Origin of the sequence: Alteromonas sp. IB21 (genome assembly GCF_016405965.1) — a bacterium.
Lineage (GTDB): Bacteria > Pseudomonadota > Gammaproteobacteria > Enterobacterales > Alteromonadaceae > Alteromonas.
Genome location: NZ_JAEFCD010000039.1, coordinates 14528 through 36288 on the forward strand (window position 1 = coordinate 14528; position 21761 = coordinate 36288).

At 46.0% G+C, this 21761-nt stretch carries 19 protein-coding genes and 1 riboswitch; of the genes, 11 read left to right on the top strand and 8 right to left on the bottom strand.

Annotated features, from left to right (window positions below; genetic code table 11):
- Positions 1-255: 255 nt before the first annotated feature.
- The 4 genes from JC525_RS18830 (at position 256) to JC525_RS18845 (ending at position 4706) form a co-directional block, all read left to right on the top strand.
- Positions 256-2982 carry a TonB-dependent receptor plug domain-containing protein gene (locus tag JC525_RS18830; protein ID WP_233095305.1) on the top strand — a complete coding sequence of 909 codons (2727 nt, stop codon included), beginning with the start codon at positions 256-258 and terminating at the stop codon, positions 2980-2982.
- Positions 2983-3119: 137 nt separating this feature from the next.
- Positions 3120-3659, top strand: coding sequence for a hypothetical protein (locus JC525_RS18835; RefSeq protein ID WP_198817522.1), 540 nt, complete (start codon positions 3120-3122; stop codon positions 3657-3659).
- Positions 3660-3770: 111 nt separating this feature from the next.
- The gene (locus JC525_RS18840) at positions 3771-4328 is read left to right on the top strand and encodes a hypothetical protein (protein WP_198817524.1); all 558 of its coding nucleotides are present in this window, start codon (positions 3771-3773) and stop codon (positions 4326-4328) included.
- A 27-nt stretch (positions 4329-4355) separates the two neighbouring features.
- Positions 4356-4706, top strand: coding sequence for a TonB-dependent receptor (locus JC525_RS18845; protein WP_198817528.1), 351 nt, complete (start codon positions 4356-4358; stop codon positions 4704-4706).
- Between the two features lie 92 nt (positions 4707-4798).
- On the opposite strand, the gene JC525_RS18850 is transcribed toward JC525_RS18845, so the two are convergent.
- Positions 4799-6019, bottom strand: a complete 1221-nt coding sequence (locus JC525_RS18850; RefSeq protein ID WP_198817529.1) for an acyl-CoA dehydrogenase family protein — start codon at positions 6017-6019, stop codon at positions 4799-4801.
- A gap of 107 nt (positions 6020-6126) precedes the next feature.
- Between JC525_RS18850 and JC525_RS18855 the strand changes: the two genes are divergently transcribed.
- From JC525_RS18855 to JC525_RS18870, 4 genes are all read left to right on the top strand, one after another.
- Positions 6127-7050 (top strand): LysR family transcriptional regulator, encoded by a 924-nt coding sequence (locus tag JC525_RS18855; protein WP_198817575.1) that lies wholly within the window; start codon positions 6127-6129, stop codon positions 7048-7050.
- A 195-nt stretch (positions 7051-7245) separates the two neighbouring features.
- Positions 7246-8007 carry an MBL fold metallo-hydrolase gene (locus tag JC525_RS18860; RefSeq protein WP_198817533.1) on the top strand — a complete coding sequence of 254 codons (762 nt, stop codon included), beginning with the start codon at positions 7246-7248 and terminating at the stop codon, positions 8005-8007.
- Positions 8008-8205: 198 nt separating this feature from the next.
- Positions 8206-9588 carry a YcjX family protein gene (locus JC525_RS18865; RefSeq protein WP_198817541.1) on the top strand — a complete coding sequence of 461 codons (1383 nt, stop codon included), beginning with the start codon at positions 8206-8208 and terminating at the stop codon, positions 9586-9588.
- Between the two features lie 197 nt (positions 9589-9785).
- Positions 9786-10706: a DUF697 domain-containing protein gene (locus JC525_RS18870; protein WP_442859571.1), complete on the top strand. Its 921-nt coding sequence runs from the start codon at positions 9786-9788 to the stop codon at positions 10704-10706.
- A gap of 105 nt (positions 10707-10811) precedes the next feature.
- Here JC525_RS18870 and JC525_RS18875 read toward each other — a convergent pair whose 3' ends face one another.
- The 7 genes from JC525_RS18875 to thiC all read right to left on the bottom strand — a co-directional run bounded on the left by JC525_RS18875 (position 10812) and on the right by thiC (position 18725).
- Positions 10812-12038, bottom strand: coding sequence for a threonine/serine ThrE exporter family protein (locus JC525_RS18875; RefSeq protein ID WP_198817545.1), 1227 nt, complete (start codon positions 12036-12038; stop codon positions 10812-10814).
- A gap of 230 nt (positions 12039-12268) precedes the next feature.
- Complete coding sequence (gene thiH / locus JC525_RS18880; RefSeq protein ID WP_198817552.1) at positions 12269-13402, bottom strand: 2-iminoacetate synthase ThiH; 1134 nt, start codon at positions 13400-13402, stop codon at positions 12269-12271.
- Positions 13399-14169 carry a thiazole synthase gene (locus JC525_RS18885; RefSeq protein ID WP_198817553.1) on the bottom strand — a complete coding sequence of 257 codons (771 nt, stop codon included), beginning with the start codon at positions 14167-14169 and terminating at the stop codon, positions 13399-13401. Before JC525_RS18885 ends, thiH begins: the two co-directional genes overlap by 4 nt.
- Position 14170: 1 nt before the next feature.
- Positions 14171-14380, bottom strand: coding sequence for a sulfur carrier protein ThiS (gene thiS / locus JC525_RS18890; protein WP_198817555.1), 210 nt, complete (start codon positions 14378-14380; stop codon positions 14171-14173).
- On the bottom strand, positions 14367-15206 hold the full coding sequence (locus JC525_RS18895; protein ID WP_233095307.1) for a HesA/MoeB/ThiF family protein: 840 nt from the start codon (positions 15204-15206) through the stop codon (positions 14367-14369). Before JC525_RS18895 ends, thiS begins: the two co-directional genes overlap by 14 nt.
- On the bottom strand, positions 15199-16794 hold the full coding sequence (thiE, locus tag JC525_RS18900; protein WP_198817557.1) for a thiamine phosphate synthase: 1596 nt from the start codon (positions 16792-16794) through the stop codon (positions 15199-15201). The genes JC525_RS18895 and thiE overlap by 8 nt, the downstream gene beginning before the upstream one ends.
- Positions 16791-18725, bottom strand: coding sequence for a phosphomethylpyrimidine synthase ThiC (gene thiC, locus JC525_RS18905; protein ID WP_233095308.1), 1935 nt, complete (start codon positions 18723-18725; stop codon positions 16791-16793). Before thiC ends, thiE begins: the two co-directional genes overlap by 4 nt.
- A 261-nt stretch (positions 18726-18986) precedes the next feature.
- Positions 18987-19098: riboswitch (TPP riboswitch) on the bottom strand.
- Positions 19099-19495: 397 nt separating this feature from the next.
- On the opposite strand from thiC, the gene JC525_RS18910 reads away from it, so the two are divergent.
- From JC525_RS18910 to JC525_RS18920, 3 genes are all read left to right on the top strand, one after another.
- A complete protein-coding gene (locus JC525_RS18910; protein ID WP_014951205.1) occupies positions 19496-20293 on the top strand; it encodes a DUF3800 domain-containing protein in 798 nt (265 codons plus the stop codon).
- Positions 20294-20307: 14 nt separating this feature from the next.
- The gene (locus JC525_RS18915; protein ID WP_032096156.1) at positions 20308-21063 is read left to right on the top strand and encodes a hypothetical protein; all 756 of its coding nucleotides are present in this window, start codon (positions 20308-20310) and stop codon (positions 21061-21063) included.
- The coding region (locus JC525_RS18920) for a DUF5677 domain-containing protein (protein WP_198817564.1) at positions 21041-21761 on the top strand (721 nt) is incomplete at its 3' end. The genes JC525_RS18915 and JC525_RS18920, both read left to right, overlap by 23 nt.

The window sequence follows — 21761 nt, forward strand, 5'->3', positions numbered from 1 at the left end:
CCAGTTTGTGTGGCGCTATGCCCATCACATCTACTCCTTCATAGGTGCCTTTATCCTAAAGGCTAATATAAATATAACTTAATGAGTGATATTTATTTCGTTAATGTATATTTTTTAGCTATTCTATTCTAATTTAGTAATGCTTATTAGTTTTTTTGTTATACAATTTTTTAACAAATGCTGGTAAGTGTTACCCACGCCAATAATAAAAACATTTAAAAACTTAAAAACCACAAGTCTTGAAGGAGAAACACATTGGATCAAGGTAACTTCCCTAGTGGAAAAAAACTTAATCGAATAACCTCGGCCATAATCGCAAGTTCATTACCGTTTTTTGCGGCAATGTCAGCGCCTGCTTTAGCACAAGAAGCAGAGGAAAAAGCAGAAGATTTTGAAAATATCATCGTAACCGGCACGCGTATGAGCAACCGCTCCGCGGCCGATTCTCCGGTTCCGGTAGACGTAATTACGGGTGAAGAGTTCCGCCAGAACTCGTCAAGCGACGTACAAGACATGTTACGTACCAACGTTCCGTCGTTCGATGTAAACACCCAGCCAATCAGTGATGCTGCTACTATCGTGCGCCCAGCTAACATGCGCGGCCTATCGCCAGATAACGTGTTGGTATTGGTAAACGGTAAGCGTCGTCACCGTGGCTCTATCATCTCTTTCTTAGGTGGTGGTATTTCTGATGGTGCGCAGGGTGTCGACATCTCGGCCATTCCTTCATTAGCACTTAAGCAAGTAGAAGTGCTACGTGACGGTGCATCGTCGCAGTACGGTTCAGACGCCATTGCAGGTGTACTAAACTTCTTACTTCGCGATGACAACGAAGGCTTCGAGTTCCGTGCAAACTACGGCTCTACTTATGAAGGCGATGGCGACAACTACACCATCTCTGCTAACGCAGGTTTCTCGCTAGGATCAGACGGCTTTATTAACATTACGGGTGAAATACGCGATGTTGAAGGTACGGTACGTTCAGTAGTACGAAACGATGTACAAGGCATGGTAGATGCGGGTTACCTAACCCAATCAGACTTTTCAACTATTAACACTTACACCAATGAAGTGCCGCAGTATTGGGGCCAGCCAGACGTAGAAGACGACTATAAAGTATTCATCAACTCTGCGTACGAGCTAAGCGATAAAGCCGAGCTTTATTTGTTTGGTAACTACGGCAAACGTACGGTTACCGGTGGTTTCTTCTATCGTAACCCAGTTACTGAAGGCAGCCAGCGTGGCGGTGTATACGCAGGTCCGTTGGTTGACCCTCTAACGGGCTTAGAAGATCCAAACGGCGTTCACTCAGTGCTTGTTGGCGACCTTGACGGCGTAGGTGTAGGTGGAAGCTGTATCGACGGTATTCCAATTGGCGGTAATGGTAATGTATTCCCTGACCCATCTTTCCTTGCTCAGGTTCAAGCCGACGATAACTGTTTCTCGTTTATTGAAACCATTCCTACCGGCTTTGTGCCGCGCTTTGGTGGCGATAACGAAGACATGGCGTTTACGGTGGGTGTACGTGGCGATTTAGAAGTAGGGAACGGCTTAGGCTACGACTTCAGCGCACAGCGTGGCTCTAACCGTACCGACTTCTTTATTAACAACACCATTAATGCGTCTTTAGGCCCAGATACGCCGCGTGACTTTGTTCCTGGCGGCCAAGAGCAAACTGAAACCTTGGTTAACCTTAACTTTGTATACGGTGTAGATGTAGGCTTAGCGTCTGATCTAAACGTGGCATTCGGCGCTGAATACCGCAAAGAAGAGTTCGATTTATTTGCGGGTGATGAAGCATCTTATGCGCTAGGCCCGTTAGCAAGCCAAGGCTTCTCGTCTAGTTCTAACGGTTTTGGTGGTTTCCCGCGTGATACCAGTGCTTCGCAAGACAGTACGGCTTTCTACATCGATTTAGAAGCTGATGTAACAGAGCAACTTACGCTACAAGCGGCAGTGCGTCGTGAAGACTTTAGCGAGTTTGGCGATACCACCGACTTTAAAATTGCGGGTATTTTCCACGTAACTGATGATTTCCGTTTACGCGGTGCATACTCAACGGGCTTCCACGCGCCAACTGCGGGTCAGGCGAGCATCACTAACGTTACCACGCAAAACGTGAACGGCGTGCTAATTGACCAAGGTACATTGCCATTGTCGTCGGCAGCAGGTCAGCTAGCGGCTGACTTCATTGAAAGCCAAGGTAACGGTCGCCCAGACTTAGGCCCTGAAGAAGCGGTTAACTTCTCATTCGGTGCGTCAATCGATATCGCAGACATGAGCTGGACTATCGATTTCTACAACATCGAAATGGAAAACCGCGTAGCACTCGGTGCTAACGTAAACTTCCTAGATGCGCTTAACTTCGCTGGTGGCGGTACAGACTACGCAACCGTATCTGAAGCGCTTACCGAGCTTGATGCGTCGGGTATTATCAATCGTTCAGACTTTATCGGTTTAGACGACTTGTCGCAGTTCCGCTTCTTCTCGAACAGCTTCGATACCACTACTCGCGGTATCGACATTGTAGGTAACTACAGCTTCGATTTATGGGAAGGTAATTCACGTATTACACTAGCGGCAAACTACAACGAAACCGAAGTAGACGATGTAGGTACGCTTAACCCTATTGGTGACGGCCGTGTTGCAGCGATTGAAGACTTACTGCCAAACCTTCGCGGTAATATTTCTTGGACACACACGCAAGGGGCACTTCGCACCCTAGTTCGCGCTAACTACTACGGTGGTTGGGACGACACAGGTAACGGCGTAAATGGTATTGATGCGGCTATCTTGATAGACGTTGAAGCTAAATACTCTTACAGCGAAAACCTAGACCTCGTTATTGGTGTGAACAACCTGTTTGACGAATACCCGGAAGAAAACCCAAGCGCAGGAAGCTTAGGTCAGCTTTATTCTGAAGCTAGTCCGTTTGGATTCAACGGTGGTATGTGGTACGTGCAGGCACGCTATACTTACTAAGCCAGTTTTAGCCAAATAATAAGCTAACTAGTTTATAAATAAAATTGAATACCGCTTCTTGTTACAAGAAGCGGTATTTTTTTGACTAGAAATTGTTCGGGTGCTAGTTTGCGAAATGTACAAGTAGAACAACGAGGATGTTAATTGCAATAAACCCACGTAAATACGGGCTTCGTGCCATTAAAACAGCTGCGCTTTCGCTAGCGCTAGCAGTAAGCTTTCAGGTAGCCGCGCAAAACGACAAAGAACGCGTTGAATCCATTGAAGTATTCGGCGAAAAGACCACACTGCAATTAAAAAGAGCATTCGATAATCAGCGCTTCGAATTCTTAGAACTGTACAACAGTATCAATGAAACTGCGAAATTCGATGTTATCTGTAAGTATGAAAAGCCCATTGGCAGCCAAATTGCGCGCAAGTTATGCGAACCCAGATACATGATTGATTTTCGGGCGTTAACGGTTCAAACCTGGTCTACTCAGCCAGGCATTGATTTTAATCGCCTGCCCAACGACGACACTCTGCGCTTTTTAACGAAAGATACTCGGGAAGAAGCTTATCAACATGTTGCGGCTCTAGTGGCAACCAACCAAAAGCTGCTAGACAGATTTATGAAATTAGATGCGCTTCATGAGCGCATTAAGGCGAGTGAAGAAGGAGGAATGAATGGCAAATAACAGAGTTGGCTCAAAGCTACATGTAATTGCTATCGACTAAAGTACAAGCGACTTGCTTAAAAGTTGGGCGATTGCTAATGTAGTGTTACATCCAAAAAAAAAGGACCTTTTATGAAACACGCATCAATGGCTTCACTCTCGTCGGTTTTTAAGGCGCTTGGCACTGTTTTGCTACTTTCTGCGTCGGGCTTTGCGCTTGCCCAAACAGACAAGCCAGAATCGGATAAAGAGAGCATGGAGCGAATAGAGGTTACAGGGCAGAAAACCATTGCTCAGCTTAAAAAGGCGTTTGATAAACAACGCTTCGAATTTTTAGATTTATATAACACCATCAACGAGACGGCAAAGTACGATGTACTTTGTAGCTATCATCGTCCGATAGGGTCGAAGATAGCCAAAAAACAATGTGAGCCACGTTATTTGAAAGATTTTCGTGCTATCGCAACGCAAATAGCAGTAATGTCTTCTTCTTCCCCCGGCTTCAATATGAGTCGTCTTCCGACAGATGATCACATCGTATTCCTTACAAGGGAACAGCGCGAAGATGCCTTTAAGCACGTGGCTGCCCTTATCGCTACGCACCCTGAATTGTACGAAAGCTTTGCTCAGTTAGATGCGTTGCACCAGAATATCGAAGCGCGTAAAGAGCAAGCCAAGAAAGACTATTAAACGTTAAATTAAAACGCGGCCTATCTTATGTTAGGCCGTGTTGCTGCAATTGAAGACTTACTGCCAAACCTTCGCGGTAATATTTCATGGACACACACGCAAGGGGCACTTCGCACCCTAGTTCGCGCTAACTACTACGGTGGTTGGGACGACACAGGTAACGGCGTAAATGGTATTGATGCGGCTATCTTGATAGACGTTGAAGCCAAATACTCTTACAGCGAAAACCTAGACCTCGTTATTGGTGTGAACAATTTGTTTGACGAATACCCGGAAGAAAACCCAAGCGCAGGAAGCTTAGGTCAGCTTTATTCTGAAGCTAGCCCGTTTGGATTCAACGGTGGTATGTGGTACGTGCAGGCACGCTATACTTACTAAGCCAGTTTTAGCCAAATAATAAGCTAACTAGTTTATAAATAAAATTGAATACCGCTTCTTGTTACAAGAAGCGGTATTTTTTTGGCTTTTAGTTACTGATACTTTTTAAGCTCTAACCGAGACACCATGCCTTTGTGTACTTCGTCAGGGCCATCAGCTAGGCGAAGGGCTCTTGCGCCAGCCGCAAAGCGTGCTAGTGGGAAGTCGCTACACATGCCTGCGCCGCCGTGAATTTGCAGTGCCATATCTACTACGCTTTGTAGCATGTTTGGCACTACCACTTTAATGGCTGAAATCTCTGTCATAGCGTGCTTAACGCCTAGGTTATCTATCTTCCAAGCTGCGTGAAGGGTAAGTAATCGCGCTTGCTCAATCGCCATACGAGCATCCGCCACACGTTCTAAGTTGCCGCCTAAGCGAATAATAGGCTTACCAAAGGCAACCCGTTCATGACCCCGTTTAAGCGCAAGCTCTAAGGCTTTTTCGGCCATACCGATAGCGCGCATACAGTGGTGGATACGACCCGGGCCCAAGCGACCTTGTGCTATCGCAAACCCTTTGCCTAAACCCATTATAATGTTGTCTTTACTTACACGGACATTATCAAAGTGCATTTCGCCATGGCCGTATGGCGCATCATAATCGCCGTACGCATCTAGCATACGCTTAATGGTAATTCCGGGTGTGTCTAGCGGCACTATAACCATACTATGGCGGCTGTGCTTGTCGTTATCTGGGTTTGATAAACCCATGAATATCGTAAATGCCGCGTTAGGGTGGCCTAGGCCTGTCGACCACCACTTCTTGCCGTTAATAACGACGTCGTCACCATCTTCGATGATGGTGGCGGCCATGTTGGTAGCATCAGACGATGCAACATCAGGTTCGGTCATGCCAAACACTGAGCGGATCTCGCCAGCCAGTAATGGTGTTAGCCATTTTTCTTTTTGTGCATCGCTACCAAAGTGATACAGCACTTCCATGTTGCCGGTATCAGGCGCATTACAGTTGAAGATTTCTGGCGCAAATAAGTATTTCCCCATGCGCTCAGCCATTGGCGCATATTCAAGTGTGGTAAGGCCCTGGCCTAGTTCAGCATCTGGCAGAAATAAATTTGCTAAGCCCGCTTCACGTGCTTTGGCTTTTAGTGCCTCGGTGCCAGGATGTAGCTTCCAGTTTTTCCAATCGCCGTGATTATTTTCTTTATGATGAAAGTCGTAAACTTCATTTTCAATTGGCGCTATATGTTCAGCAATGAAGTTATCAAGTTTTTCTAATAAGGCTTTGGTTTTGTCGTTATGTGAAAAGTCCATAGGGCATCTCTTATCTAATTCGTTAGACTCATACTAGGGAAACTTGCTCAGTGAATGAAATGAAATATAATCCTTAAATGGTATGAATATTGTTCATGGCTTGGCGAATGCTTGAATACAGACAATTTGAAAAGCTCGATTTGAATTTGCTGAAGGTGTTTGAAGCCCTTTGGCAGCATAGAAACATGACCCGGGTGGCTGAAGCGCTGCACATTACGCCGTCGGCAGTTAGCCATGCCATGCGCCGGTTTCGGGATATTTTAGGCGACCCGCTTTTTGTAAAAGAAAAGCAAAGTATGCTGCCTACCGCTGCCTGCGAAAGACTGGCGCCCGCTATTCTAAAAGCCTTGAGCGATATTCGAAAAGCGCTAGGGGAGTTTGCTGACTTCAATCCATTACACAGCCATCAGCGCTTTGTTATCGCCATGCAAGAGTCGTTAGAATTAGGTGTGTTGCCAGTTTTACTCTCTACTCTTGAAAAACAGGCGCCTAATATCGAAATAGTAAGCACTCGCTTACATCGTGACACCATGCTGGCTGATGTAACCAACCGAAACCTTCACTTAGTTATTGATATTGGCCGCGCCGTTGCAGCACCAATTTCCCATTCTCTATTACGTCGGGATACCTACAAGGTGCTTATGAATAAGCAAAACCCCTTAGCGCAGAATTTAGATAAGAAAAAGTACGTGGCTGCACGTCATATTACGGTATCTAATCGCGCTAAAGGCGCGTCAGTAGAAGAAATTGCGCTGCAACAATTAGGCGTAAGTCGGCCTTCTTTATGGCGCTGCCAGAATTATCGTGCTGCTGCCGATGTAGTGGCTAACACCGAGGCTTTGTTAACCTTGCCGGGTTCTGTAGCCGATGCAGTAAGCGACGATAACCTGATAAGCACTAAGCTGCCTTATCAAATACCTGCACTGGAAACGCACCTTTACTGGCATAGCCAGCAAGAAGGCGAGCCGGGGCTGATGTGGCTTCGCGATTTAATGCTACACTTGTTCGCTGAATCTGGTCTTACCAGATAGGTTCTGATAGGATTTGGCGTAATCAATAGTGCTGACGCCATCGAGTTAGATGCAGTGCTGACTCGCTGCTTGCGTTTAACGTATTGAATACTTTGTGAAAAACGTGCAGTAAACAGAGCGTGGAAAAACGAATGCACAGCCATATCGATTGTCACTGTCGGTAAGCTCGCATGTACTGGTGAACAGGAAGCAGTAATGAAAATTCATACATTATCAGGCTACATACAGCATATTTATCTTGTTGAAGACAGCAATGGCTTGCTGTTGCTTGATGGCTGTAGCCGGGCCGATGTCGACAGTGTGTGCAAATACATTACGCAAACCATGGGCCGCCCGTTAACTGACCTAAAGCTTATTGTGGTTACCCACATGCACCCCGATCACGCCGGCGGTGCCGTTAAACTGCGCCAGCGCACGGGCGCGCAAGTGGCGTCTCATCCTAAAGCGGTCAATTGGTACGCTGGTTTTGCAGGGCGTACTGCTCACGGTATCGATTTGCTGTTAACCTGGTGGGTGGCAAATCGTATTGGCAAACCAAGAATGCCCATTTGGTATAACCCAATTTTAGCGCCAGACATGACGCTTAAAGACAACCAAACGTTGCCTGGTTTTCCTGACTGGCAAGTAATATACACACCGGGTCACACCGACCACGACTTAACCTTGGCGCACGTTTCTACGCAGCAGGCTTACATTGCTGACGTACTGGTGCAGGTTAAGGGCGAACTCGTTCCGCCGTATCCGTTGTGCCACCCAAACCAATACCGTGAAAGCTTAAAAAGACTGGCGCAGTCACAAATTGATACATTCTTTTGCGCCCACGTGCCTCCCACCAAAAAATCAGACATCGATTTTGAGCACGTTATCGAAAATGCACCGCGTAAGCCAAAGAATCACTGGCATTCCAGTAAAAATCGCATAAAGAAAAAGCTCTTTAATCAAACCCGCGAGCATTAAATAAACAACCCGTTTTTTATTTCACAGTGATAACTTAGCTGGCACTGCCCTTGCTTTTATCCCTTAATAACCACATTACTCTTTAAGTCATATCTATAATGAAGTGAGGGCAATAAAGTGAAAGCCGGGCTCTCAGAACGTTATTTTTAAGGTATAGGTTCAAGGGAACAGGAACTGCAAAGGCAGCAAACAAGAATAATGCAAAAGAATATCGCTACGCTTTTTGACAAAACTCGGGCAATGGCGTCGCTAACTGGCGACAAGTTAAGCAGTGCGTTTAATAAAGAAACCCACAGATTCACTATTACCGGGCTTAGTCGAAGCGGTAAATCTATGCTGTTTACCAGCCTTATCACCATGCTGAAAAGCCGCAGTGAAGAAGGCTATGCTTGTTTGCCGTTGCTGCGGTATTTACCGCCTTCTCAAGTGCTAGATATGCGCATAGAGCCCATTGAAGGCTATAAACCCTTTCCCCATTTGCAGAACATTGCTGATCTTGAAAACGGACAGTGGCCGAAGGCTACCGAAGAAGCGTTTGGTTTTAAGCTAGTAGTACGACTTAAAGAAACAGCCTCGCTAAAACGCCATGTACTGCCCCACAGCGATGTAGTGTTTGAGTTTATCGATTACCCTGGGGAATGGGTGACCGACATTCCTATGCTAAGTAAAACCTACGCCCATTGGTCAGACTCTGCGTGGGCGCAGCTTAGCAGCGGGCCCCAGCAGTATTTTGCCAGTCAGTGGAAAGCGTTTGTTAATCAATTCGATTTCGAGCAAGAGCCTACAGAGCAGCGCATTAAGCTACTCGTTAATGCCTATCGCGATTATCTGATTGACGCCAAAGCGAACGGTATATCACTACTTCAGCCAGGCAGCTTTTTGTTGGAGTCGAGCGACTTCGATTGGCAGGCGTTTGGTTTTACGCCGCTACCATCGAGTATTACCAGCGATGTATCGCACCCGTGGTTTAAAATATTCGATAAGCATTTTGCCAAGTTTCAGCATGGATGGTTAACACCGTTAAAACAGTCCATTTTTAAAGAAACCGATAAGCAAATTATTCTGGTGGATTTGTTTGAGGGGCTTAACCATAGCAGGCAGCATTTGTATCAGTTAAAAGAAACCCTAAGCCATTTGGCCGATACTTTTGTGTACGGTCAAAGCACGTGGTTTTCACGTAATGTGCTGAAAAAAGAACAAATAGGCAAAGTGGCGTTTGTTGCGACCAAGTCAGATTTAGTGCCAGTAAGTCAGCGTGCTAATTTACTCAATTTACTTACCCAAATTACCGAAGGGGCCAGGGCACGGTTCGATGGTAAACCTATCCAGTTTGAACATTTTTTAGTGTCGAGTATGCAAGTGACCGACGATGGCAGTAGTGAAGATGCAATTCGCTATAAGAACACCGATGGCAGTTATGTTGAATCTACGTTTGAACCCATTCCAAGCACGCTGAAAGAAATGGAAGAGGGCAGTCATTTCCCCGTACCTGATGCGAGTGTGCCCAGCGATTTTAAAGCGCGTATTTTAGCGGGTAAGGGCGTAGACAGACTGCTTCAGTTTTTACTGGGCAAAGGATAACAAGAATGAGCGATAAACCTTATAAATTCGATGAAAGCCCAGAACCTACGCGCCCGTCTACGCTTAAAAATAATGGGTTTGGCGAGCAAGACGGCACGGCTTATTCGGAATACGCGTCTCAACAACGTGATCAGTATGATGAGCAGCTAAATGAAACAACCGCTGATGACGGTAATGATTATCAAGATGGAGAGCCAATGCACAAATCAGGCTCCGTAAATAAACCGCAGTACAAACCCAAGGTAAAAACACAAACCTTAGATATTGCACAGCCTGAAACCAAGCTTCCACAGCAAGTTACCGAAGACGTGTGGGAAGTAGATGTGAATAAAGATGGTATTTCGTTAGGTGCGGCAACCCTTGGGTTTGGGGTTATTTCTCTATTGGGGTTCTTTGTTTTTGAAGCCTATACCACCCTTGTGGCAAACGTGTCTGAGCACCCCATTGGAACAGGTGTATTAGGTGCGTTACTGGTGGGTTTTGTAAGCTGCTTTAGCTTTTTAAGCTTTAGAGAGTGGCGCGGCTACAAGCAAGTGAATACGGCAATGGAAGATGCTGGCGTTATCCGGAATTTGCTGGCTAATAAGCGAAATGAAACTTCACCACAAAAAATAGACCGTGTGTTAAGCCAGCATGGCAAGCGCTTTTCCCGAGGGTCTTACGCAGCGCATTGCTTCGCTCGCTATAAACAGCAGCTTCAAGCTGATATGACAGGTCCAGAAAGGCTTGGCCTATACGAAGATACGGTATTAAAGCCGGTGCAGGAAAAGGCCCACAAGGTGCTAAATAAAGAGTCGGTAACGGCTGGGAGCCTGGCGTTTATCAGCCCTAACAACCTTATTCAAACCTTTGCAGTAGTATGGATTAGCTTTCGCACTATTCGCCGCATGGCACGTGTATATGGGCTAAGGCCAAGTACAGCGGGAAACTGGAAGTTGCTGAAAGTGCTGGCACAAAACATTGCGGCTCAGGGCGTATTTGATTTAGCTACCGATGAAGTAGCTAATCAAATTGGCGGCAGTTTGTCGGCCAAGTTTATGGAAAACTCGGCCGAAGCCATTGCAGCAGGTGCACTGAACGCCCGTTTAGGGCGAGCGCTAATTAAACTGCTTAAATAGCGCTACTTTTCCATTTGTTAGGCTGCGCTATGGCCGTTGTGCAACCTAACTGCCCACGGTGCATTACGTAATTTAACGTGAAATCCATTAGCTGCTGTAACAGTGTTATAACGCCTTTTTAGTGGGCACGACCACGTTAGCAAAGATAAGCCCAGCTACTAGCGACATAAAGATAAGAAACACTTCTTGCCCTAAATGATCGGCTTTTACGAAGTCTTGACCTGTCATAAACGAGTTCAATCCAATATAGGTTTTAGACCCCGGCACCAACACGATAAGCCCGTGCATGGCAACAATGGTAGCTGGCTGGTTAGCAATGCGAGTAAACGCGTTAGCAAAAATACCTAGCGCAAAGGCACCCACAAACGTGCCAAGCCCTGAGCTCATGTAATCTGAGCTCCATGCTGTAGCGCTGTAAGCGATAAACGCTGCTGCCAGCGCCCAAGGTATGTGCTTAATGCGCGTTCTAAATATTGCCACTAGGGCAATACACAGTAGGAATACCGCGAGCCAAGTTGCCCAATAAGGCAATGATTCCGCAGGGGTATACACGTTTTCACCAAATGCGCTAAAGCCCAACGACACACCCAGAAACGCACCAAAGTACAATTTAAACAGCTGCATAATGGCGTCCATAGTGCGGGCGGTGCCCGACACCATGTTTCGGGATGACAGCTCTGCAAGGCCCATAGTCAGGGCAAGGCCGGGCACAAATACAATCACCGATGAAAGCACAACCAGCGGAATGTTAATGCCCGGGTCAACGTACTGGCCAATGGCGCACGCAAGAATACCACCAACGAACGCAGTAACAGGCTCTAGCATTAAGTTTACACGTTTAGACTGCTGTGCCCACAAGGTCCATAGGTAGGCTACAATACCCAATGCGCCCGACCAGCCAATTTCACTCCAGCTAGCACCCATCAGCATGGCAAATGCGCCGGTGGCCATAGCAAAGGCAACGCCCGTTACCCATTTCCCGTAAGGGCTGCCCATGGCGTCTATTTCATCTAAACGTTTGTCTGCTTCACTTAATGTTAATCTGCCTGACAATAGTTCGCTGGCAAGTTCGTCGGTAAGCGACAATGCATTCATGTCTAATTCGCCAGGTAGCAAACGAGCCGCATGATTATATTCGTCTTCGTGACGATCGCTCCAGATAACAAAAGTTAGTGACGTGGGCGTTGAAATAAATGAAGCGTGTACGCCCAAATATTTGGCGACTTCACCAAGGTAGGCTTCAAGACGGAACGCAGGGGTACCGTACTTGTGCAGCATTTTTCCTAGCTTCACTATAAATTTACGAATTTGAATAAATTCAACGGTATCCAACGTACTGCCCTTAAGTTTTGATAACTTTAATATGAGGTAAATAAGACAAAAAAGCCAGACGCATAGGTAACATGTCTGGCTAAAATTTGGGCGGATTCTACGGAGGGTTTTACGTGAAAGCAAAACAAATTTTTTATTTATTTTGCCTTAAAAAAACTAATCGTTTAACCGATTGCAAAGCTGCCATTTTATTGCGCTTTGCGTGCATGTGTTCACACAGAGTTGAACGTTTAGGCGCGGGCTTTAAAGGGCATCCAATCCTTCCAAACGGGCTCTAATCCTCTCGCTGCAATCGCGTTCACCACTTCTGGCACCGAACGGTTGTCGTCTATATCAAACTGATTTAATGCCTGTGAGGGTTCGCTGTAGCCGCCTGGCTGCGTTTGTGACGCTGCACTCATAGATGTTATTCCAAGAGGTATTACACCGTCTCTAAAAGCGGCCGACTCGCGGGTAGAAAGCGATAGTTCAGCTTGTGGATTAAACAATCGGTGGGCGCAAATCAACTGAAGCAAGTCACGTTCGTTAGGTAGCCTGCTATTGGTAAGCGCGCTACCGCCAGTATTGTTTCCCTCACAATTTCGAAGCCTAGGAAAGGCAATAGATACGCGGCTTTGCCAATAGTGCTGTTGTATTAGTTTGCCGTGAAGAGCCGTCATAGCGCTATCAACCCGCCAGTCGCCTAAACCAAGCAGCGCACCTATACCTATTTTATCTATACCGGCTTGCCCTATACGATCGCTGGCTTCTAAGCGCCATAAAAAATCCTGTTTTTTACCCCGGGTGTGGTAGCTGGCGTAATGCTGTGGCGAATAGGTTTCCTGATACACTAAAACAGCATCTAACCCCTGGTGTTTTAGGGTTTCGTATTGCTCCCTTTTTAGCGGCTGCACTTCCATCATAAGGTAGCTCACCTTGTCACGAATAGCGCTAAGGGTTCGTTCGAAATAGTCCATGCCCACTTTAGTTTCATGTTCACCAGTCACCAGCAACACCTGAGAAAACCCCATATCATTAATGGCTTCAATTTCGGTAAGCACTTCACTTATAGATAGTGTTTTGCGCTTTATTTTATTGCTCATGGTAAAGCCGCAGTAGGTACATTCATTGGCACACAGGTTCGACAGGTACAAAGGCACAAAAAGCTGCATAGTATTGCCAAAGCGATAACGAGTAAGCGCCTGTGCGCGATTTGCCATGTCCTCAAGATAGGGTGCGCCAGCGGGGGAAATCAGCGCCATAAAGTCATCTAGCGATAGTGTATTTGCATAAAGCGCACGCTCTACGTCTTTCGCGGTTTTGCTGTTTATCGATAAAGCTAAATGCGACAAATCTTGCTGTATTAGCGCTTGCGCTACTTTCATACCGCCGGCTCCAAAAATGCAGTTAATGGGCTGGAAGCTTGTGCTTGATTAAACGTTGCGCCAAGCCCAGCTTCAAACGCTTTTCGTCCCGTTTCCACCGCATTTGCAAAGGCTTCCGCCATGGCGACAGGGTTTTTGGCGGTGGCGATCGCGGTATTTACCAGTACTGCATCTACGCCCATTTCCATGGCAGCCATAGCCTCGCTGGGCTTTCCTATGCCAGCATCAACAATTACCGGAATCGACGCCTGCTCAACAATGATCTTCAAAAAAGGAGCAGTTTGCAGGCCTTGATTGCTTCCAATTGGCGCTCCCAATGGCATAACGGCTGCACAGCCCACTTCTTCTAAGCGTTTGCAAAGTACTGGGTCTGCGCCGCAGTATGGCAGTACGTTAAACCCTTTTTTTACTAAAACCTCTGCGGCTTTTAGCGTTTCGATAGGGTCGGGCAATAGATAACGCTGGTCGGGGTGAATTTCTAGCTTTATCCAAGGGCTACCTAATGCTTCGTAGGAAAGTTCAGCAGCAAACACAGCCTCTTGGGCATTTTTAGCCCCTGATGTATTAGGAAGTAAGGTAACCTCTAGTTCGCGCAGTGCCTTTAAAGTTTCGTCTTGTGCGTTATTACTCGCTACGCGCTTCATGGCCAGGGTCACAATATTACTTTGAGCAGCGCTCACGGCACTTTTCATAGTGGTGGCGCTACTGAATTTTCCTGTGCCGGTTAAAAGGCGTGATGAAAAAGTATGGTTTGCAAGCGTTAGCATATTAGCCTCCTGCAACTAGGGTAAAGATATCAACGGTGTCGTTGTCGTTAAGATACGTTGTCGACCAGTCTCGTTTGCTCACGATGGCCGCATTCTTAGCGATGGCAGTGCCGTCTACGTTGATCTGCTTAAGCGCAATTAGCTCGTATAACGAGATGGGCGATATCACGTTCATGGGTTGATTGTTCACATTCACTTTAATTTGGGTCATGACATACCTCGCAAGTAGAAGAGGGGGGCAACATAAAGCTTTTAAGGGAACCAAGGTCGGCATTCCCGGTTAGGTAATGGCCCCATTTAATGTCGGCGTTAAATCCTTTAGCTAAGAACAGCAAAGCCTGTGTAGCCTGATGGCAAGCGGCCATACCCACGACCGGGCCCAGCACGCCTCTGCTTAGGCAGTCTTCGCGCACGTCTATGTATTCAACAAGACAGGCGTAACAACCAATGCGTTTGTTGTTTTGAGGTAGGTTCAATGCTTGCCAGCTTAGCCCGCTCGCCGCAGCAATAAAAAGTGGTATAGAAGCACGCAAAGTAGCGGTATTGATGTGCTTCCGCGTTTCGATGTTATCGGTACAATCAAGTACGCAGTCGGCAGTAGATATTAATGTTGGTAAGTTCTTACTATCAGCGTAAAGACTCTTAAATTTGATGTTAAGTCTGGAGTTAACCTTGCGTAGCTCGTTATATAGTGATTTTGCTTTAAGCTCGCCAAGGTGCATTTCATTGTAAGTCACTTGGCGTTGCAGGTTACTTATGTCTACCGTGTCGCCGTCGACTAATGTAAGGGTTCCTACACCGGCCCCAGCTAAATATCGAGCGACTAAGCTACCTAATCCGCCAAGGCCAATTACCACTGCATGGGAACGGGCAAACTTTGCTTGTCCTTCATCTTCAACGCTATCCAGCATAAGTTGTCTGCTGTAGCGCTTTATGTCTTGCTTGTTTAATGCGCGCTCAAATACTTGGCCTGCTTTATGGTTAGCAGTGTGGGTGGCCGAGTGAACAGTGGGCTGAGTGACTGAACAACTATGCAAAACCCGCCTCCTTAGACAAACTATAAAACGCGTTTAAGGGGTCATCGGCCTGGGTAATTGCGCTGACGACCGCAATGCCGTTAACCCCTGTTTTAGCCACATCGGCAATGCGCGCTAAATTAATGCCACCTATAGCAACGGTAGGAATGTCTTCACATAGTTCGACGTACTTGGCTAAACGTTCAACGCCTTGCGGTTTAGAAGGCATTTCTTTGGTATTGGTAGGGAATATGTGCCCAAGTGCGATATATGATGGCTTCAGTTGTCGTACTCGTTGAATTTCTGCAAAGCCATGCGTTGAAATACCCAGCCTAATACCTGCCTGTCGAATGGCGTGCAAATCGGCGGTATCGATATCTTCTTGCCCTAAATGCACACCGAAAGCACCCAGCTCAATAGCCAGTTCCCAATAATCGTTAATAAATAATTGGCAATGTGTGCGCTTTGTTAGTGCTATAGCCTCTTTTATCTGCTGGCGAATGTCTTCTTGTGTTCCCTGTTTTACACGAAGCTGAATGATGTTAACTCCGGTAGGTAATAAGCGCGCTATCCACTCAACGCTATCGACCACAGGGTATAAACCTAGATGAGTTTGTGTAAGGGGGTTGAAATGGCTAACTACAGTATTGCTTTGAGGCAGAGGCGCTTTTTCTGCTTTTAATGATAAGGTTTGCGTTGTTAGTGGTTCTCGAGAAGAAAATTTAACGGAAGGGAAGCTCGCTGGATTACGTGGAAAGCCAACGCAACGCGCAAATGCAGGCGCATAGGTGCGTGTTCTATACGTATCTGTTGCAGGCGTATGCGCTGAATTTGAACAAGAAACGTGTCTAACCTGACTAACATAAGCGTTGGCCAGAGTGAGCGCATCTTCAATACAGTAATCATGTACAACAAATGCAGCAATAGCACTGGCTAACATGCACCCTGTACCGCGAAGCTTGCAGGTGTCTTTTCTTGGCTGAGTGAACTGTATAGTTTGTGTTGGGCTCACAAAAGTATCGCATACGTGTGTTTGCCAACTTGCGTGCCCTCCTTTTACGTAAACAGAATGTGCGCCGATTTCAATAAGCTGATAAGCCGCCGCGCGCAGGTTATCATCGGTCTTTACTGGTAGATTAGTTAACCACGAAAGCTCTTGGGTATTAGGGGTAACCAAATCTACGGTGTTTAAAAGTGCTTCTACCACTGGTTCAGAGAGCTCACTTAACTTTCCACCTGATGATGTGCGCAGTACCGGGTCCCACACTACAAACGGTCGTGGGATAACCATAGATTGAATGCGCGCACACAGCAATAACGCTTGCTCATCGTTAGCAATAGCGCCAATTTTTATAGCGCTAGCTTGCGCACTTTCACTTAGCACCTGCCACTGCTGATTCAGCGCCGAGGCGGTCATGCTTTCTTTGCTTAGCATCACCGTATTCGACTGAACCGTGGCCTGCGTAGTAATGACGCAGGCGTGAACCTTTAAGTCGGCAAGGGTAATGGCATCGCGGGTAATACCCGCGCCGCCACTAGAATCTATGCCGCCTATACACCATACAACCGGCTGTTTAACCACAGGCTGCTGAAAGGCGTTCTCTGTCATGGTAATTCAACCTTACTGTCGGCGGTATGATAAAGCTCGGCGCCCGATCTATTGAACGCGTTTGCCATGTCTTTCATGCCTTTTTCCTTTTCTTTTTCCTTTCCTAAGGCTTGGGCATGGGCTTGGTTTTCCGCCTGCTTAGCGACATCCCGTACTTCCTGAGAAATTTTCATGCTGCAGAACTTAGGGCCGCACATAGAGCAGAAGTGAGCAACTTTGCCTGAAGCCTGAGGAAGGGTTTCATCGTGATAGGCACGAGCGGTATGCGGGTCTAACGCTAAGTTGAACTGATCTTCCCATCTAAATTCAAAGCGCGCTTTCGACATGGCGTTGTCGCGAATTTGTGCGCCTGGGTGACCTTTGGCTAAATCAGCGGCATGAGCGGCAATTTTATAGGTAATTAAGCCTTGTTTTACATCCTCTTTATTGGGTAGGCCTAAGTGCTCTTTAGGTGTTACATAGCAGAGCATAGCGCAGCCAAACCAACCAATCATGGCGGCACCAATGCCGGATGTGAAGTGGTCGTAGCCCGGTGCGATATCGGTAGTTAGGGGGCCAAGGGTATAGAAGGGCGCTTCATGACAGTGCTTAAGCTGCTCTTCCATGTTCGCTTTAATCATATGCATTGGCACATGCCCGGGGCCTTCAATCATTACCTGAACATCGTATTCCCATGCAATTTTAGTTAGCTCACCAAGAGTTCGTAACTCAGAGAACTGTGCGTCGTCGTTAGCATCGGCAACGCTGCCTGGACGCAGGCCATCACCTAACGACAAGGCCACGTCATACTTGGCGCAAATTTCACAGATATCGCGAAAATGCTCGTATAAGAAGCTTTGCTGGTGGTGACTTAAGCACCATTTCGCCATAATTGACCCGCCGCGGGATACAATACCGGTGACTCGTTTTGCAGTAAGGTGAACGTACTCAAGCAGTACACCAGCATGAATGGTGAAATAATCCACCCCTTGCTCGGCCTGCTCGATAAGCGTGTCTTTAAACATCTCCCATGTGAGGTCCTCGGCAACGCCGTTTACTTTCTCAAGGGCCTGATAAATGGGCACGGTGCCAAGTGGAACCGGACTATTTCGCAGAAGCCACTCGCGGGTTTCGTGAATGTTTCTGCCGGTGGATAAATCCATGATGGTGTCAGCGCCCCAGCGGGTCGACCACACCAGCTTTTCTACCTCTTCTTCAATGGAAGAGGTCACCGCTGAGTTACCAATGTTGGCGTTAATTTTCACCAAGAAGTTGCGGCCAATAATCATTGGCTCTAGCTCAGGGTGGTTAATGTTGCACGGAATAATGGCGCGCCCTGCGGCTACTTCTTGTCGCACAAATTCAGGGGTTATCGTATCGGGTAAATTTGCGCCAAAGTGTTCGCCTTTGTGTTGCTGCGTAAGTTCGGCATCTTTAATTGCTTGGCGACCCATATTTTCGCGAATGGCAATGTATTCCATTTCAGGGGTAATAATGCCCTGTCTGGCGTAGTGTAGTTGCGTAACGTTTTTGCCCGCTTTCGCTTTTAACGGTTTGCGGTTGCGTATAAAGCGAAAGTCTTCGGTAAAAATGTCGTTTTCACGCGCTTTAGCAAAGTGTGATGAAACACCATCAAGTTCGCGCGTATCACCACGCTCTTCAATCCAGGCTTTGCGCAAAGGCGCTAAGCCTTTGTGCACGTCAATAGTTTCCTTCGGGTCGCCGTAAGGGCCTGATGTGTCGTACACCGGAATCGGCGGGTTTGGTGTTAAAATAGGGTTTTCTTCGGTGCCACCGACTAAGCTGTCGTGCTGATGAATAAGGCGCATGGCAACGCGGATGTCATCTCGACTTCCGCTTTCGTAATGGCGTGTGGAATTGGGGTAAGCTTCGCCCGCTAGCTCATTGATGAATTGTTGCGCTTGTTGGCGCTGTTCGCGTCTGTTCGACATAGCATTTTGGCCTTTTACGTTTAGGTTTAAAAATGCTTGTCAGGAGTGAAGGAGAATACAATGTGTGAGGGTTAAGGTTTTAACCCCGGCTTTCAACTCGAGGGTAATAACAATTGTGTGATGAGCGTTACCGTTGCTTTAGCCTAGACGCTTGCGCCGCTGTCTGCGCTCGCTTTCTACGCTTAACCTATCCTAACGTTTGCATCACTCGCTTTATTACACCAACGAGCCACAGTGCTGTGATTATTATAAGCACTGTGTGCATTGCATTTTCTTGTTCCCTTCGCAGGTATTAGCCTGATCAGGTTCTACGGATCCCACTTTCGCGGTCTCAGCTTACTGGGTTACCAGTGAAGCACTCCGACAAGTAATTTGTTTTATTCGCGCTTTAAACAAGGTTTGGTCACTAAAAATAAGCGTTTTCAAGCGCAAACTAAGAGCACGAATTTACTGTTCCTTTTTACTATATCTTCAATTTTACGGTTAATACAAGTACTACCAGCTAGGTTAAATGAAACGGCTATTTGCATTCTAAGGTTGGAAATCAGCCTTTCTGCCAAGGCAATGAAAAGGCTTAGTTGGTTGGAAGCTTAAGTATGAGGGGCGGCATTGTACGTACTCCGGTCGTTCAGGAATGTTTGGTGCAATCAGCGCTTAACGGGTCAATAGGTCCAAATTTTCACAACATCGCCTACCTGACTAAAAGTTAAACTTGCTAATACTATATGTTGCATTGTTTAATATGATTATGCATACGGAGGCGTGTATAAATGGCAAAAGGAAAGCTAATTTGGCATATTGCCTGTGACGAATCTGGTATAGATGGGCAGGTATACTACGGTTTTGGTTCCTTGTGGATGAAGTACCAACGTCGCGGCGATTTTGTTCGTATCATCAGAAATCTTAGGGAAAAGTATCGATATACAAACGAAATTAAATGGCAACGTGCTCATCAGAAAAATAACATTGATTTTTACAAAGAGCTTGCCGATGTATTTTTCAAACACGCGTGGCTGGCTTTTCATTGCATAGTTATTAGAAAAGGATTGGTAGATAAATCATTTCATGACGGTGACTACGACCTTGCAATGCGAAAACACTTCACAACTCTTATTTCTTCAAAAATAAAAGCAGTTAAAAAAGCACATCCTAATCAGTTATCAGAATTTCGAGTCGAAGTCGACCCATTACCGTCGCGATACAATAAGGCTGACGAAGCGTTTCATACAATCGCTAACAATATCCTAAAACAAGAATTAGGCGGTGATGCTCTGATTCAAACAGTTGTGACTAAAGACTCAAAAGATTCTCAGCAAATACAGCTGGCTGACTTTCTGTTGGGAGCAGTTATGAGCGCGTTTCAAGGAAAAGTAACCTCTGATAGAAAGCGAGATATGGCGAATCATATTGCATCATATTTAGGCTGGGACTCGCTCAAACACGACACTTGGGACTATGAGCGAAAATTTAATATTTGGTATTTTCATGATATCAGGCGAGATCAACGTGAAATTCATACGAAGAATGTAGAGCTGAGATATCCGCTCCCTGCAAAATCACTTAAGTGAAGTAGAAAAAAAGAATGAAAAAAAGTAACCACCAAGGAAAGGTGTTAAAAGATCATAAAAAAGTGGGCAAAAAGTTCATCCCCCCTTTAATGCAAATCGACAAGATGAGAGAAACATCGTTTGTAAACGACCGGCTTCCGTGCTTAATTTGGATGTCGTCATTATATCTTCGTCTTGGCGATAGGAATGCAACTAAAGTCATTGTTGATTTTATTGATACTGCGTATAACTGCTTTGAGGGTGAAAAAATTGCGCCGCTTCAATACATGGGTAGCTATACAACTCTGTCAGATTCAAAAAAGAATGAATTGTATGAGACATTAAGAACGAAACCATATTTCAACGACGTTTTAAGTAATCTCGAACATCAGTATCACTTATTAAAGAGCTATCCATTAGCGTTTCTTTTTTCTGAGCACCAGTATGGTGTTGACCGTGAAGATGCCATTGAAATGCTGAAAGAGGATGTAGAGGCGCTTTTGGATAGACTGTCATCAAAAGCGACCAAAGTTCAGGTTACTGCGGTTTACGCAGAGATAATATCTGGGCGAATGAAAATTTCTGCTCATATCGACTTGCCTGACTTCAATGCAATATTCAAAGCGCCAGAGTCTGATGATGCAAAGCGTGTTGCAAGTTTTGCTCGCGCTCATATCAACGGATTTGCAGCAGCTTCTTTTTTGAAAGAAATAGGGGTTCCTGAAAACAATTGGCCAGAGACTTTTTGGAATGAGGCTTTTGATTTAGATGGATGCGACAATGGATATTGAAGAATTAGTAAGTGGCTACGTCGATTACCTAGTGGACAGTTTCGATGAAGTTTGGACTAAAGTTAAAATTCCCGCGGATAAACTGGAGGCATTATCTGCCATTGGTGGTCTTTTATCTCGACAAATTACTCTCTCCATCGAGTTGGCTCAAGCTCCCTCAACATGGAACGGACATTCTGCACCATTATTCTTACGCTCTATGACCGATTTATATATCACGCTTGCGTGGATGATGGATGATTTGGAAGAGCGACCCCATAAATACATTATGCATGGTCTGGGTGAAGCAAAGTTACTTATCGAACACTACAAGCTCCTGTTAGAAAAGGAGGAATATCAAGAAGACAAAGAAGATCTTCAACAAATGATAGAGTTTAGAGAGCATTGGATTAATTCACAACGCAATGAATTTTTTGTCGAAGTGGATGTTGGAACGTGGTCGAATTTAAATTGTAGGAAAATGGCGCAAGAGGCAGATTGCGAAGACCTTTATAATTTTGCTTACACGCCCTTTAGCCAAGTGGCGCATAGCATGTGGCCCCATGTTTCAGTTTACAATATGACTCGTTGCAAAAATCCACTACATAAGCACCACTTGATTCCTGCTCTACTAGACGTGCCGCTCGACCCCGACTACTTGTATAGATCCTGCAAATACGTTGACAAGACTTATCGGTTGTTTGAAAAGCACTTTGAAG

Bases quoted from the DNA above. Each gene is read 5' to 3' on its own strand.
- JC525_RS18835 (WP_198817522.1), top strand. From the start codon at position 3,120: ATGTTAATTGCAATAAACCCACGTAAATACGGGCTTCGTGCCATTAAA.
- JC525_RS18840 (WP_198817524.1), top strand. From the start codon at position 3,771: ATGAAACACGCATCAATGGCTTCACTCTCGTCGGTTTTTAAGGCGCTT.
- JC525_RS18845 (WP_198817528.1), top strand. From the start codon at position 4,356: ATGTTAGGCCGTGTTGCTGCAATTGAAGACTTACTGCCAAACCTTCGC.
- JC525_RS18850 (WP_198817529.1), bottom strand. From the start codon at position 6,019: ATGGACTTTTCACATAACGACAAAACCAAAGCCTTATTAGAAAAACTT.
- JC525_RS18855 (WP_198817575.1), top strand. From the start codon at position 6,127: ATGCTTGAATACAGACAATTTGAAAAGCTCGATTTGAATTTGCTGAAG.
- JC525_RS18860 (WP_198817533.1), top strand. From the start codon at position 7,246: ATGAAAATTCATACATTATCAGGCTACATACAGCATATTTATCTTGTT.
- JC525_RS18865 (WP_198817541.1), top strand. From the start codon at position 8,206: ATGCAAAAGAATATCGCTACGCTTTTTGACAAAACTCGGGCAATGGCG.
- JC525_RS18870 (WP_442859571.1), top strand. From the start codon at position 9,786: ATGCACAAATCAGGCTCCGTAAATAAACCGCAGTACAAACCCAAGGTA.
- thiH (WP_198817552.1), bottom strand. From the start codon at position 13,402: ATGAAAGTAGCGCAAGCGCTAATACAGCAAGATTTGTCGCATTTAGCT.
- JC525_RS18885 (WP_198817553.1), bottom strand. From the start codon at position 14,169: ATGCTAACGCTTGCAAACCATACTTTTTCATCACGCCTTTTAACCGGC.
- thiS (WP_198817555.1), bottom strand. From the start codon at position 14,380: ATGACCCAAATTAAAGTGAATGTGAACAATCAACCCATGAACGTGATA.
- thiE (WP_198817557.1), bottom strand. From the start codon at position 16,794: ATGACAGAGAACGCCTTTCAGCAGCCTGTGGTTAAACAGCCGGTTGTA.
- thiC (WP_233095308.1), bottom strand. From the start codon at position 18,725: ATGTCGAACAGACGCGAACAGCGCCAACAAGCGCAACAATTCATCAAT.
- JC525_RS18910 (WP_014951205.1), top strand. From the start codon at position 19,496: ATGGCAAAAGGAAAGCTAATTTGGCATATTGCCTGTGACGAATCTGGT.
- JC525_RS18915 (WP_032096156.1), top strand. From the start codon at position 20,308: ATGAAAAAAAGTAACCACCAAGGAAAGGTGTTAAAAGATCATAAAAAA.